The sequence below is a fragment of the Mesorhizobium sp. 01N446 genome, assembly GCF_056399285.1.
In genome coordinates this window covers 41,108-53,721 of record NZ_JBFTRA010000007.1, presented here as the reverse complement: position 1 = coordinate 53,721, position 12,614 = coordinate 41,108, and the positions used below count along the sequence as shown (strand labels likewise).

The window sequence follows — 12,614 nt, the reverse complement described above, 5'->3', positions numbered from 1 at the left end:
TGTCGATCTGCCCCCCGCTTTCTGCATTGCTGCATTGCAGCGATAGACATTGCGTCTGATATGGATACTCGCGCAGTCTGGAAATTGAACCGATTCAGTCTGGACGCCCCATGCCTTTGCCGATCCTTGCGCTTGCCATTGCGTCCTTCTGCATCGGCACCACCGAATTCGTCATCATGGGCCTGCTGCCGGAGGTCGCCGCCGACCTTCGCGTGTCGATCCCTTCGGCCGGGCTGCTGGTCACCGGCTATGCGCTCGGCGTCGTCTTCGGCGCGCCGATCGTGGCGATGGCCACCGCGCATTTGCCGCGCAAGCCGGTGCTGGTCGGGCTGACGGCTTCATTTGTCATCGGCAATCTGTTCTGCGCCATCGCGCCCGACTATTGGACGCTGCTGGCGGCGCGTGTCTTCACCGCTTTTGGCCACGGTGCCTTCTTCGGCATCGGCTCGGTCGTCGCCGCCAGCCTGGTGCCGCGCAACAAGCGCGCCAGCGCCATGGCGCTGATGTTTGCCGGCCTCACGCTGTCCAACATCCTCGGCGTTCCCGCCGGCACGGCCCTTGGCGAAGCCTTCGGCTGGCGCTCCACATTCATCGCCGTGGTCGGCATCGGCCTGATCTCGGTCGCGGCGATCGCCTGGCTGGTGCCGTCGGATGTCACGGAGCCGAGCGGCGGCGGCCTGCGTGGCGAGTTGCGGGTGCTGGGCAGGCTGCAGGTCTGGCTGGCGATGCTGATCGCCTCGCTGGCCTCGGCCAGCCTGTTTGCCGTGTTCACCTACATCAAGCCATATCTGACCGACGTGTCCGGCCTGTCCACATCGGCAGTCACCTGGGTGCTCCTGCTGTTCGGCGCCGGCATGACGATCGGCAACATCATTGGTGGGCGGCTGGCGGACTGGAAGCTGATGCCGACGGTGATCGGTACGCTGCTTCTGATGGCGGTGCTGTTCGTCGGCTTCATGCAGTTCGGCGCCATTGCAAGCGTCGCCATCGGCATTGTCTTCCTCTGGGGCCTGCTCATCTTCGTCGTGGTGCCGCCGCTGCAGATCCGCGTCGTCGAGGCGGCTTCCGAAGGGCCCAACCTTGCCGCCACGCTGAACCAGGGCGCGTTCAATGTCGGCAATGCCGGCGGCGCCTGGATCGGCGGCGTGGCCCTGTCCGCCGGCGTTTCCTACGCCCACCTGCCATTGGTCGGCGCGGTGCTCGCGCTGCTGGCGGTCACCGTCGCGGTGCTGTCGCAAGCACTGGACCGGCGCGCGCCCGTCTCGCTCCAGGCTGCCGCGGAATAGACGTCCATCGCCAGAGGGACGGAAATCTTGCGCCCATAGCGCGGCAGGCTGGACCAATCGACAGCGATACCTCAAATGGGCATGTCTCATCGCTCTAATGGAGGAAGCCATGCAGAAATCGATCGAACGCATCGCCGGTGACAGCGAAGGCGTTTCCTACGAATTTCCCGTGTTCCGCTTCACGGGCGCCGACAAGGCGGCGCCCTCGGCCTATCTGCAGGCCGCCCTCCATGCCGGCGAACTGCCAGGGGTCGTCGCCATCGACGCGCTGATGCCGGCGCTGAGCAAGGCCGAGGCCGAAGGCCGTATCAAGGGCGACATCACCATCGTGCCCTGGGCCAACCCGATCGGCCGCGCGCAATATCATTTCGGCGAACACCAGGGCCGCTTTCACCTGGGCACCCGCACCAATTTCAACCGCGCCTTTCCGCTGCTTGCCGCGCCCGACGCCAGGCTGTTGCCCGACACCTCCTTTGGTGGCGCCGACCAGCGGCTGAAGTCACGCCTGGTGCAGTTGTCGCTCGGCCATGACATCGTGCTCGACCTGCACTGCGACGACGAGGGCCTTGCCTATCTCTACATCCACACCAGCCTGTGGCCTGCCATGGCCGATTGCGCCGCCGCCATGGGCGTCGATGCGGTCGTGTTGTGGAGCGAGGACACCGACGGCACCTTCGAGGGCGCCTCGATCATGCCCTACCAGAACGTTCCCGCCGACGTRGCGAAGTTCGACCGCCGTGTCGCCACCACGGTCGAATATCGCGGCATCCTCGACGTCGATGGCGCCCTCGCCAAAGCCGACGCCGAAGGCCTCTACCGGCTGCTGGTGGCGCGCGGCGTGATCACCGACGGCGCGCTTTCCGAACCCGGCCCTTTCAAGGGCGTTGTCGCCCCGTTGGAAAACATCGACATGATGCCCGCTCCCCGGGCTGGCGCTGTGCTCTATGACGTGAAGCCCGGCGACCGCGTCGCCAGGGGCGATCGCCTTGCCACCATTGTCCATGCCCCGGGCGAGGCCGATGGCCGCGCGGAAGTGTTCGCGCCGCAGGACGGCATCATCCTGACCCGCCGCTCGCGCCGCATCATCCGCGCCGGCGAGGACCTGCTGAAGCTGGTCGGCGACAGGAAGAGCGCCGACGCCAGGTCAGGTACGCTGGAGGATTGACTTAACCCGAGATCGCTTGCCGCGCCTTGGCCTCCAGCCACTCCGCCATCTGCCGGTAAGGCACCGGGCCGTGGCTGATGCGGGCGACGCCGAGTTCGGCCAGCCGCTGGCGCGGCGGCACATGCGCCAATGCGATGATGTTGACCGGCAGCGCCGTGGCCTTGCACAGCGCCTCGATGAGGCCCTCGTCACCCAGGCCTGCCGCAAAGAAGCCGCTTGCTCCGGCCTTTTCATAGGCATGCGCCCGCTCGATCGCCTGGTCGAGCAGTCCCCTGTCATGCGCATCGGGCTTCGCCTTGAGGAAAATGTCGGTGCGAGCGTTGAGGAAGGCCGGTATGCCCGACGCCTTGACGGCGGCCGCGGCGGCTTCGACCCGCTTCACCTGAACGGCGATGGCGTGCAGGCCGGTGCCGCCGACGATCTGATCCTCGAAATTGAAGCCGATGGCGCCGGCCTGTAATGCGCGTGTCACGGTCTTGGCGACGGTCTCCGGCTCGACGCCGTAGCCGCCTTCAAGATCCATGGTCACCGGCAGGTCGACCGCCGCGACGATTCGCTTGATGTTGTCGAGCGCCAGGTCCAGCGGGATTTTCTCGCCGTCGGCATAGCCGAAGGCGGCCGCGACCGGCCAACTCCCGGTGGCGATCGCCTTGGCGCCGGCTTTCTCGACGATCTTGGCCGAGCCTGGATCCCAGGCATTGTAGAGAACGATCGGATTGCCCTTGACGTGAAGGGAATGGAACGTCCGCGCGCGCTCGGCCTGATCGGTCATTGGTGTTTTCCCGTTCTCTGGATGTCGGATGTACAGTCTAGGCAACGCCACCGGCGCTGGCGATGGGCCATGAGCCCGGGAAGCGGCGGCCACCGGGCAGACGTTTCAAACCTGTTGCGCATCCGGTTTTTCGCCGCTATGGATTTCGCCCATGAACATGCGTTCGACCAAGACCATTTGGTGGTGGGCCTGCTGACAGCGGCCTGTTCGAACGCGCGTGCGTGAAAAGAGAGGGTGGCCGCAACGGAAAGTCCGGGCGGCCATTTGTTTTTCCAAAGCCAGTCCCGGGTCCGTTGCCCCAACAAGCTGATGGAGACGGCAATGACGATGAAGGTTCTGGAAAACGGCGCTGAAAGCTTCGTGACCGCGGGTGGCATCACCATTACGCGCGAGCGCCACGACCGGCCCTATGCGGGTGCGATCGACGCCTATGTCGATGGTTTGAACTCGCGCCGGGGCGCGGTGTTTTCCTCCAATTACGAATATCCCGGCCGCTACACGCGTTGGGATACCGCCATCATCGATCCGCCGCTGGTCATCTCGGCGCGCGGACGCGCCATGCGCATCGAAGCGCTGAACCGTCGCGGCGAAGCGCTGTTGCCAGTCATCGGCAAGACACTGGCGGACCTTGCCGACATCACCATCGCCGAGACGACGAAGAAGCTGATCCGCCTCGACGTCGCCAAGCCCGGCCGTGTCTTCACCGAGGAGGAACGCAGCCGCGTGCCTTCGGTCTTTACCGTGCTGCGCGCCATCACCGCTCTGTTCAAGACCGCTGAAGACGCCAATCTCGGCCTCTATGGCGCCTTCGGCTACGACCTCGCCTTCCAGTTCGATCCGGTCGACTACAAGCTCGAGCGCAAGCCGAGCCAGCGCGATCTGGTGCTGTTCCTGCCTGACGAGATCCTGGTGGTCGACCACTATTCGGCCAAGGCCTGGACCGACCGCTATGACTATTCGGGCGAGGGTTTTTCGACCGAAGGCCTGCCGCGCGACGAGATCGCCGAGCCGTTCAAGACCGCCGACCGCATCCCGCCGCGCGGCGACCATGAACCCGGCGAATACGCCAACCTTGTGCGGCGGGCCATGGACTCGTTCAAGCGCGGCGACCTGTTCGAGGTCGTGCCCGGCCAGATGTTTTACGAGCGCTGCGAGACCCAGCCCTCCGAGATTTCGCGCAAGCTGAAGTCGATCAATCCCTCGCCCTACTCGTTCTTCATCAATCTCGGAGAAAACGAATATCTGATCGGCGCCTCGCCGGAGATGTTCGTGCGCGTCAACGGCCGCCGGGTCGAGACCTGCCCGATCTCGGGCACTATCAAGCGCGGCGACGACGCCATTTCCGACTCAGAGCAGATCCTGAAACTGCTCAATTCGAAGAAGGACGAATCCGAGCTCACAATGTGCTCGGACGTCGACCGCAACGACAAGTCGCGGGTCTGCGAGCCGGGCTCGGTCCGCGTCATCGGCCGCCGCCAGATCGAGATGTATTCGCGCCTGATCCACACCGTCGACCACATCGAGGGCCGGCTACGCGAAGGCATGGATGCTTTCGACGCGTTTCTCTCGCACGCCTGGGCTGTCACCGTCACCGGCGCGCCGAAACTATGGGCCATGCGCTTCATCGAGCAGAACGAGAAGAGCCCGCGCGCCTGGTATGGCGGGGCGATCGGCATGGTCAATTTCAACGGCGACATGAACACCGGCCTGACGCTGCGCACCATCCGCATCAAGGACGGCATCGCCGAAGTGCGCGCCGGCGCCACATTGCTCTTCGACAGCATTCCCGAGGAAGAAGAAGCCGAAACCGAACTGAAGGCATCTGCCATGCTCTCCGCCATCCGCGACGCCAAGACGGGAAATTCCGCCAGCACCGAACGCACCACCGCGCGCGTCGGCGACGGCGTCAACATCCTGCTCGTCGACCACGAGGACTCCTTCGTCCACACGCTGGCCAATTACTTCCGCCAGACCGGCGCCAATGTCTCGACCGTGCGCACGCCGGTGCCGGAGGAAGTGTTCGAGCGGCTGAAGCCGGACCTCGTCGTGCTGTCGCCCGGACCGGGCACGCCGAAGGATTTCGATTGCGCCGCCACCATCAGACGGGCGCGCGCCCGCGACCTGCCGATCTTCGGCGTCTGCCTTGGCCTGCAGGCGTTGGCGGAGGCCTATGGCGGGGAATTGCGTCAGCTGCATATTCCCATGCATGGCAAGCCCTCGCGCATCCGCGTCTCCAAGCCGGGCATCATCTTCTCCGGCCTGCCCAAGGAAGTCACCGTCGGCCGCTACCACTCGATCTTCGCCGATCCGGTGCGGCTGCCCGATGATTTCATCGTCACGGCAGAGACGGAGGACGGCATCATCATGGCCTTCGAGCACCGCAAGGAGCCGATCGCGGCCGTGCAATTCCATCCGGAATCGATCATGACGCTCGGCCACAATGCCGGCATGCGCATCATCGAGAACATCGTCGCTCACTTGCCGCGCAAGGCCAAGGAAAAGGCAGCCTGACCGCGATGGCCGAAGCCGAGAACACGATGGCGATCGCAGCCAGGGCGGCCGCGAAGCGCAAGGTTGCCAACCTTGCCTTCTGGTCGATCGTGGTCGCCTTTGTCGTGCTCGCGCTGAAGCTGGCCGCCTGGTACGTCACCGGCTCCGTAGCGCTTTATTCGGACGCGCTGGAATCGATCGTCAACGTGATTGCCTCGGTCGCGGCCTTCTGGGCGATCCAGGTCAGTTACAAGCCGGCCGACCAGGATCATCCGTTCGGCCATCACAAGGCGGAATATTTCTCGGCGGTGCTCGAAGGCGTGCTGATCGTCGTCGCAGCACTGTTGATCCTCAACGAGGTCTGGCGCTCCTGGCAAGCGCCGGCACCCCTGGAAAGGCCCTGGAGCGGCCTCGCCGTCAACGGCGTCGCCACCCTCATCAATGCCTTCTGGGCCTGGATGCTGATCCACGTCGGCCGGGCGGAGAAATCGCCCGCGCTGGTCGCCGACGGCAACCACATCATGACCGACGTCGTCACCTCGGTGGGCGTCTTCGGCGGCCTGGTCGGGGCAATCCTGACCGGCTGGCAGATCCTTGATCCTGCACTCGCCGTCATCGTCGCGCTCAACATCCTGTGGCAGGGCTGGCACGTCATCGGCTCGTCGATGAACGGGCTGATGGACCGTGCCGTCGACACCACCGAACACATGCGCATCCGCGACGTCATCTCGGCCAACTGCAAGGGTGCGCTCGAGGTGCACGACCTGAAGACCCGCATCGCCGGCCGCGCCACCTTCATCGAGTTCCATCTGGTCGTCGACGCCGACATGTCGGTCGGCGCCAGCCACGTCATCTGCGACCGCATCGAAGACGCACTGAAAGCCGAAATCCCCTCGGTGCGCGTCACCATCCATGTCGAGCCAGATGATGAGGCCAAGCTGCCGAAGGGCACGACGGCCGTTCCGTTTGCTTAGCCTTGCGCTAGCCTGAGGCCTGTCGAGATTCAGGTCAGGCCGAGTCGAGAATGGTGACTTCCGAGAACCGGAGCGGAGCGTACTTTAAAGTACGTGAGCACCGGAAGCGCAGGAAGTCGCCGTTCGCAGGCCGGCATCACCTGAATATCGGCAGGCCTCAAGGTGCGCAGGCCGATTGCGGCATCGGCTCCAGCCGGTAGACCTTGTCGTCCGATTTCGTCTTGCCATCAGCAGCCTTCGAGCAGAGATCGACGATTGCCAGGCTGCTGTTGGGATTGGCCAGCATCATCATGCCGTTTGCGCCGCGCTTGAGGAAGATTTCCTTCTGGGCGATGTCGCAGGCAAAATCGCTCATCTTCGAGCTTGCCGCGCAGCGCCACTGGTCGGCCTCGCCCTGGCAGGAATAGGTCTGCGTGACCTTGCCGGACTTCTGCCGCGTCGTGACCGAAACGGCAATGTCGGCGCCGTCAGGCCAATTGGCGACGTCACCGCCAGATGCGAAGGACGCCAGTTCGACCGGCCCGCGAAAAACCCGGATCGACTGCGTCAGCTGGTCGGGATGCGAACTCATATGCGCCGCATCGTAATCGCGGCCGTAGCAGAACGGCTGGTCGGGCTTCAGCCGCACGCGCAACGGGTCTCCGAGCGCCGGATCGATGGGATCGATGCGCGCGAATTCCGCCTTGCAGGTCGCCGCCGGCATCGGATCGAGGCGGAAATTGTCGTCCTCCGAGCCGAGCGCTTGCCTGTTGTATTCCGCCTTGCCGAGTTGCTCCTCAGAGTCCGGATCGAGATAGATGTCGGAAGACAGGTCGGAGAGGAGCAAGCGGCCCTTGTCGTCGACCTTCAGCGAGGCCAGCGTGCGGTCGCAATCCATGCCGCAACGGATCGGGCCTGAAGTGCCGTCCTCTGATTCGTGATTGCACCAGCCGCCAGCCCATTCCGGCGCCTTGGCGCCACGCACCGTGGTGGTGAGAAAACCGTTGTAGGATGTGTCGGCATTGGCCGTGGGTTCCTCGTTCGGCCGGCTGACCGGATCATGGCCGTAGTAGAAGAATATCCGCGCCACTTTCTGCTTCGGATGTGCCTTGAGATGGCCCGCGTCATAGACCCGGCCGAAACAGGCGTCCGCCCCGTTCGGGCTGAGTTCCCTAAGTTTGAGCGCCTCGTCGGCGACCGCTGTGCCGGCCAGGAAACCGAGCAGCGCAACGCCAAGCCCGGCGCCCGCAATTGTCTTCCATTCCCTTGCCCCGAACGTCATGTGACCTCTCCTCGCATCGACAGGACGTAGCATCAACCTATGCTAGTATTGCGGCCGCAGCCACGCAAATGGCGGTGAAATCTGAGGAGAGTGCCCATGCGCAGACGCGACATGTTCCGCGCGGTTCTTGCCGGGACCGGAACGTTTCTTGGCCTGCGGTCGGTGCAGGCCGCGGCCACGGAACCCGCCAGGCTGAAGGTCGCCTATCACTTAAGCGATGTGGACAAGGTCAACTTCGTGCTCGGCAACATCAAGAACCACTATGAAGGCACCAGCGGCAATGTCGACATCGTGCTGGTCGTGCATGGCCCGGCCCTGGCCAGCTTCAAGTCGAAGGGCATATCGGCTGCGATCTCCGGCCGCTTCGCCGGCCTGGTGCAGCAGGGGCTCGAGCCGCAGGCCTGCGGCAACACCATGCGGGGCATGGATATTTCGCTCACCGACCTGCTCGAGGGTTTTCATGCCGCCGACAAGGGCGGCGTCGTCAAGCTCGCGGAACTGCAAAGCCAGGGCTATGTCTATCTGCGCCCCTGAGGCTTGAACACTGCCGCGGCAAAGGCCTACGAAGGGCGGCGGACATCCCGGAGGAAACAACAGTGCCAGCCAACAATACACTCACCATCCCCGATCTCGCCGGCAAGGCGGTGCTGATCACCGGCGCCTCGACCGGCATCGGCGCAGCCCTCGCGCTGGCCTACGCCGCGCAGAAATCCAAGGTGGCGCTGCATTACAATTCGAGTAAAGAGGCTGCCGAGAAACTCGCCAAGACCATTCGCGACGGCGGCGGTGAGGTGTTCCTCGTCCAGGGCGATTTTTCCGTTGCCACCGATGTCGAGCGCGTCGTCGAGGACAGCGCCCAGCATTTCGGCCGCCTCGACGGGCTGGTCAACAACGCCGGCGGCATGCTCGGCCGCATCCCCTATGCCGAACAGACCGAAGCGCATTACGACGCGGTGATGGACCTCAACGCGCGTTCGGTGCTGACCGCTTCGCGCAAGGCGATGCCGTGGCTGAAGAAACAGGGCGGCTTCATCGTCAACACCTCCTCGATCGCCGCGCGCAATGGTGCGGGCGGCGGCGCCGGCCTCTACGGCTCTGCGAAGGCCTTCGTCTCCAATGTCACGCGCGGCATGGCCAAGGAACTGATCGGCTTCGGCATCCGCGTCAACGCTGTGGCGCCCGGCACCATTCTCACCCCGTTCCACGAGCGCTATTCGACCGAGGAGCAGATCAAGGGCATGGTCGCCACCATTCCGCAGGGCCGGGCCGGCACGGCGGAAGACTGCGTCGGCGCCTATCTGTTCCTCTCGTCAGACCTGTTGAGCGGCTACATCACCGGCCAGGTGATCGAGGTGAATGGCGGCCAGTTGATGCCGTGACCGGCTATCTGCATACTGAAGGCCCGCACACTCTTGTCGGAGACTTTGAAGGGGAGACAACTGAATGTACGGACTGATCGGCAAGATGCGGGCGGCGCGCGGCCAGCGCGACGCGGTCATGGACGTCCTGCGCGCCAGCACCGGCGCCCTGCCGGGCTGCCTGAGCTATATCGTCGCCACCGACCCGGCCGATGCCGATGCGATCTGGGTGACCGAAGTGTGGACGGACCAGGCAAGCCACAAGGCCTCGCTGCAGCTTCCCGAAGTCCAGGCGGCCATCGCCAAGGCGCGCCCCTTCATCGCCGGCTTCGAGTTCCAGGTGGAGACCCACCCGGTCGGCGGTTTCGGATTGCCTGACGGCAAGACCGGCTGAACCCCAACGAAGCAAGCGCTTCTCGAATGCGGCCCATGGCCGGGCGCTAGCGCGCGTCGGCACGGTGCCGAGGATATGGCATTCATACGGAATACTCCTCAGTCACCCTCTGCTTCGGAAAACAGAGCGTCAATATCGCGATGCCCCCCTCGATTATGGTGGCGACTTCGAAGAAATCGTCCCGATAACGGAAGAAGATCACATACCCGCGAAATGCGTAGCTTCGCACGTCAGGTCTGAGCTCGTGCCGCGCACGCCCGATAGTGGCTGGCAATGTCGCGAGGTCGCGACATTTTTGACGCAAGACCTCTACAAACCGTCTCGCGACTTTGAGGTCGCCGCTTTCTCGCGCGATATGCTCAAGAAGACTGACCAAGTCTGCTTGGGCTGACGAGAGCATGCGAAGGCGTGGCACTCCTAGAGGCCTTCCTTTGCGAGCTGTGCGGCCTTGGCGTCTAAAGATGCATCAATGTCCTGTTCGGTGGCTTCACCGCCCTCAGCAAACGATTTGTCGAGCATGGCGCGTAAAGCCTTCAGCTTTTCCTCGCGTTCTTCGACCAGGCGCAGCCCCTCGCGCACGACTTCACTGGCCGAGCCGTAGCGGCCAAGCTTGACGATGTCCGAGACAAAATTTTCCCAACGATCTCCCAATGATACGTTCATAGGTGTACCTCCTTGTCCCTTTGACTATACGCAAATAACAAAATTTGCGCAATTACTGACATCGGCGTGAAGAATGCCCGCACCAACGTAGGCTCCACGCCAGCGTCGCCAGTTGAGAGAAATCGTGCCCATTTTCGCCGCAAGGGTTCGTATTTTTCGCGGCTGGGTCTAAGACCGAAATATGGAGACCTCGCCCGAGCAGCCGGATACGCCGGCCATCGAACGTATGGCGCACTTGCACAAGTTTGCGCAATGGCTGGTCCTGCTCACCATCTCGGCCCTGTTTGCCGGCGTGCTCGAACTTGCCGCCCTGCCGGCGGCGCTGCTGATCGGGCCGATGCTGGCGGCGATCGTCGCCGGCACCAATGGCGCCACGGTGCGGGTGCCGCGCCTGCTGTTCGGCTCCGCCCAGGCCATTGTCGGCTGCCTCGTCGCCGCGTCGATCTCGGCCGACATCTTTCCGGTCTTCTACCAGGAATGGCCGCTGTTCCTGGGCGTGGTGATTGCCACCGTCGCGGCCTCCAGCCTGCTTGGCTGGCTGATCAGCCGCTGGCGCATCCTGCCCGGCACCACCGCCGTCTGGGGTTCCTCGCCTGGGGCAGCCACCGCCATGGTGCTGATGGCCGGCGCTTTCGGCGCCGACCAGCGGCTTGTCGCCTTCATGCAGTATCTGCGCGTCATCTTCGTATCGATGACGGCGGCTGTGGTAGCCAAGATGTGGGTCGACACATCGGGCATCGAAATCCCACCGATCATCTGGTTTCCGCCGGTCGATGCCCAGGCCTTCGCCGCGACCATCGGCATCGCAGTCATAGGTGGCCTGGCGGGAAAGCTGTGCCGGTTGCCCTCACCCTTCTTCCTCGGCACCTTCATCTTCGGCGCCGTCGTCCATCTCGGCCTCGGCGTCGAGATGCAGCTGCCGCCCTGGCTGCTGGCGATCAGCTACGCCATGGTCGGCTGGTCGATCGGGCTGAACTTCACCAGGCCGATCCTGCGGCATGCGACGCGCGCTTTGCCGCAGATCATCGCCTCGATCGTGGCGCTGATCACCTTTTGCGGCGGGCTCGCCTTCCTGATCAGCCATCTCCTCGGCATCGATCCGCTGACCGCCTATCTGGCGACCAGCCCCGGCGGCATGGACAGCGTCGCCATCATCGCCGCCGCGGCGCGGAACGTCGACATCTCCTTCGTCATGGCGCTGCAATCGGCCCGCTTCCTGATCGTGCTGCTCGTCGGCCCGAGCGTTGCGCGGCTGGTGGCCAGAAGCATCAGGGACTGATAGGCTTCAGCGCCTTTGGTGCCCTACTTTTCGCCCCAGTCATATTCGCCGCCACCGCAAGGCGCTCGGGAAGGAAATCGACGAAGACGCGTACCTTGGGCGACAGATGGCGGTTGGAGGGCCACAGCATGCGGAACTGGCCGCGGCCGTCGATATGATCGTCGAGCACGGTGCGCAGCCTTCCGTCCAGCAGCGCCTCGCGGACCAGGAAATCGGGCATGCAGGCAATACCGAGCCCCGCGATCGTGGCCCCCTTCAAAGCCTCCATGTTGTTGCAGGTCAGCTTCGAGCGGATCTGCGGTTCAGCGCTTCCGGTGATGAAGGGCCACTCCAGCAGCCTGCCACTGTTGAGAAAGCGAAAGCTTATGCCGAAATGCCGGATGAGATCCGCCGGTTCGCCGGGTGTGCCATGGCGCTCGAGGTAGGAGGGCGCCGCGCACAGAAGCATGCGAAAAGGCCCAACAGGCCTCGACACCAATCGTGAATCCGGCAGCTCGCCGCTTCTGATCGCGACGTCGATGCCTTCCTCGATGACATCGACGATGCGGTCGTTGAAATCGATGTCGAGTTCGATCTCGGGATAGCGAGCCATGAACTCCGACAGCACCGGCAGCAGCAGATGATAGGTGACGATCGGGGTCGAGATACGCAGCCGCCCGTGCGGCGTCTCCCGCGTTCGTGACAGCATCGCCTCGGCATCGTCGATGTCGTCGAGGATGCGCCGCACCCGCTCGTTGAACAGCCTGCCCTCTTCCGTCAGGCCGACCCGCCGCGTGCTGCGCTGCAGGAGCCGCACGCCGAGTTCCTGTTCGAGCCTGGCCACGCTCTTGCCGACGGCGGAAGCCGAAATGCCGAGCGCCCGGCCGGCGGCAATGAAACTGCCGAGCTCTGCGGTACGGGCGAAGGCCAAAAGGCCATTGAGACGATCCATCGTCATTCCCATTAGAGCGTTTCAGTCCGGTATATCAGGAG

General features: G+C 64.0%; 14 protein-coding genes. 9 read left to right on the top strand and 5 right to left on the bottom strand.

The features are described from left to right. Window positions 1-110: 110 nt before the first annotated feature. Window positions 111-1,286, top strand: a complete 1,176-nt coding sequence (locus tag AC1DPX_RS23955; protein ID WP_477239871.1) for an MFS transporter — start codon at window positions 111-113, stop codon at window positions 1,284-1,286. Window positions 1,287-1,395: 109 nt separating this feature from the next. Continuing rightward, on the top strand, window positions 1,396-2,451 hold the full coding sequence (locus tag AC1DPX_RS23950) for a succinylglutamate desuccinylase/aspartoacylase family protein (protein ID WP_202358165.1): 1,056 nt from the start codon (window positions 1,396-1,398) through the stop codon (window positions 2,449-2,451). A gap of 1 nt (window position 2,452) precedes the next feature. Here AC1DPX_RS23950 and AC1DPX_RS23945 read toward each other — a convergent pair whose 3' ends face one another. Then, window positions 2,453-3,223, bottom strand: a complete 771-nt coding sequence (locus tag AC1DPX_RS23945; RefSeq protein WP_477239870.1) for an isocitrate lyase/PEP mutase family protein — start codon at window positions 3,221-3,223, stop codon at window positions 2,453-2,455. Between the two features lie 69 nt (window positions 3,224-3,292). Here AC1DPX_RS23945 and AC1DPX_RS23940 point away from each other — a divergent pair, with 69 nt between their 5' ends. The 3 genes from AC1DPX_RS23940 (at window position 3,293) to AC1DPX_RS23930 (ending at window position 6,687) form a co-directional block, all read left to right on the top strand. Further along, entirely contained in the window at window positions 3,293-3,448 is a 156-nt protein-coding gene (locus AC1DPX_RS23940; RefSeq protein ID WP_477239869.1) for a hypothetical protein, read from the top strand. Window positions 3,449-3,544: 96 nt separating this feature from the next. Continuing rightward, the gene (locus tag AC1DPX_RS23935) at window positions 3,545-5,734 is read left to right on the top strand and encodes an anthranilate synthase (RefSeq protein WP_477239868.1); all 2,190 of its coding nucleotides are present in this window, start codon (window positions 3,545-3,547) and stop codon (window positions 5,732-5,734) included. 5 nt (window positions 5,735-5,739) lie between these two features. After that, complete coding sequence (locus AC1DPX_RS23930) at window positions 5,740-6,687, top strand: cation diffusion facilitator family transporter (protein WP_477239867.1); 948 nt, start codon at window positions 5,740-5,742, stop codon at window positions 6,685-6,687. Between the two features lie 157 nt (window positions 6,688-6,844). Here the strand turns inward: AC1DPX_RS23930 and AC1DPX_RS23925 are convergent, their stop codons facing one another. Next, window positions 6,845-7,948, bottom strand: coding sequence for a hypothetical protein (locus AC1DPX_RS23925; RefSeq protein WP_477239866.1), 1,104 nt, complete (start codon window positions 7,946-7,948; stop codon window positions 6,845-6,847). A gap of 96 nt (window positions 7,949-8,044) precedes the next feature. Here AC1DPX_RS23925 and AC1DPX_RS23920 point away from each other — a divergent pair, with 96 nt between their 5' ends. From AC1DPX_RS23920 to AC1DPX_RS23910, 3 genes are all read left to right on the top strand, one after another. Beyond that, complete coding sequence (locus AC1DPX_RS23920; protein ID WP_477239865.1) at window positions 8,045-8,482, top strand: DsrE family protein; 438 nt, start codon at window positions 8,045-8,047, stop codon at window positions 8,480-8,482. A gap of 62 nt (window positions 8,483-8,544) precedes the next feature. Then, window positions 8,545-9,327, top strand: coding sequence for an SDR family NAD(P)-dependent oxidoreductase (locus AC1DPX_RS23915; protein ID WP_477239864.1), 783 nt, complete (start codon window positions 8,545-8,547; stop codon window positions 9,325-9,327). Window positions 9,328-9,391: 64 nt separating this feature from the next. After that, complete coding sequence (locus AC1DPX_RS23910) at window positions 9,392-9,700, top strand: putative quinol monooxygenase (RefSeq protein WP_202358158.1); 309 nt, start codon at window positions 9,392-9,394, stop codon at window positions 9,698-9,700. A gap of 82 nt (window positions 9,701-9,782) precedes the next feature. Here the strand turns inward: AC1DPX_RS23910 and AC1DPX_RS23905 are convergent, their stop codons facing one another. Together AC1DPX_RS23905 and AC1DPX_RS23900 are read right to left on the bottom strand one after the other, a co-directional pair. After that, window positions 9,783-10,100, bottom strand: a complete 318-nt coding sequence (locus tag AC1DPX_RS23905; RefSeq protein ID WP_244730744.1) for a type II toxin-antitoxin system RelE/ParE family toxin — start codon at window positions 10,098-10,100, stop codon at window positions 9,783-9,785. Between the two features lie 17 nt (window positions 10,101-10,117). Further along, a complete protein-coding gene (locus AC1DPX_RS23900) occupies window positions 10,118-10,363 on the bottom strand; it encodes a type II toxin-antitoxin system ParD family antitoxin (RefSeq protein ID WP_095201961.1) in 246 nt (81 codons plus the stop codon). Window positions 10,364-10,544: 181 nt separating this feature from the next. Between AC1DPX_RS23900 and AC1DPX_RS23895 the strand changes: the two genes are divergently transcribed. Continuing rightward, complete coding sequence (locus AC1DPX_RS23895; protein ID WP_477239863.1) at window positions 10,545-11,642, top strand: AbrB family transcriptional regulator; 1,098 nt, start codon at window positions 10,545-10,547, stop codon at window positions 11,640-11,642. Here AC1DPX_RS23895 and AC1DPX_RS23890 read toward each other — a convergent pair. Then, window positions 11,632-12,573, bottom strand: coding sequence for a LysR family transcriptional regulator (locus AC1DPX_RS23890; protein ID WP_477239862.1), 942 nt, complete (start codon window positions 12,571-12,573; stop codon window positions 11,632-11,634). The two genes, AC1DPX_RS23895 and AC1DPX_RS23890, sit on opposite strands and share 11 nt — an antisense overlap. Window positions 12,574-12,614: the final 41 nt, after the last annotated feature.

Bases quoted from the DNA above. Each gene is read 5' to 3' on its own strand.
- AC1DPX_RS23930 (WP_477239867.1), top strand. From the start codon at position 5,740: ATGGCCGAAGCCGAGAACACGATGGCGATCGCAGCCAGGGCGGCCGCG.
- AC1DPX_RS23895 (WP_477239863.1), top strand. From the start codon at position 10,545: ATGGAGACCTCGCCCGAGCAGCCGGATACGCCGGCCATCGAACGTATG.
- AC1DPX_RS23890 (WP_477239862.1), bottom strand. From the start codon at position 12,573: ATGGATCGTCTCAATGGCCTTTTGGCCTTCGCCCGTACCGCAGAGCTC.
- AC1DPX_RS23955 (WP_477239871.1), top strand. From the start codon at position 111: ATGCCTTTGCCGATCCTTGCGCTTGCCATTGCGTCCTTCTGCATCGGC.
- AC1DPX_RS23905 (WP_244730744.1), bottom strand. From the start codon at position 10,100: ATGCTCTCGTCAGCCCAAGCAGACTTGGTCAGTCTTCTTGAGCATATC.
- AC1DPX_RS23935 (WP_477239868.1), top strand. From the start codon at position 3,545: ATGACGATGAAGGTTCTGGAAAACGGCGCTGAAAGCTTCGTGACCGCG.
- AC1DPX_RS23945 (WP_477239870.1), bottom strand. From the start codon at position 3,223: ATGACCGATCAGGCCGAGCGCGCGCGGACGTTCCATTCCCTTCACGTC.
- AC1DPX_RS23940 (WP_477239869.1), top strand. From the start codon at position 3,293: ATGAGCCCGGGAAGCGGCGGCCACCGGGCAGACGTTTCAAACCTGTTG.
- AC1DPX_RS23920 (WP_477239865.1), top strand. From the start codon at position 8,045: ATGCGCAGACGCGACATGTTCCGCGCGGTTCTTGCCGGGACCGGAACG.
- AC1DPX_RS23925 (WP_477239866.1), bottom strand. From the start codon at position 7,948: ATGACGTTCGGGGCAAGGGAATGGAAGACAATTGCGGGCGCCGGGCTT.
- AC1DPX_RS23900 (WP_095201961.1), bottom strand. From the start codon at position 10,363: ATGAACGTATCATTGGGAGATCGTTGGGAAAATTTTGTCTCGGACATC.
- AC1DPX_RS23910 (WP_202358158.1), top strand. From the start codon at position 9,392: ATGTACGGACTGATCGGCAAGATGCGGGCGGCGCGCGGCCAGCGCGAC.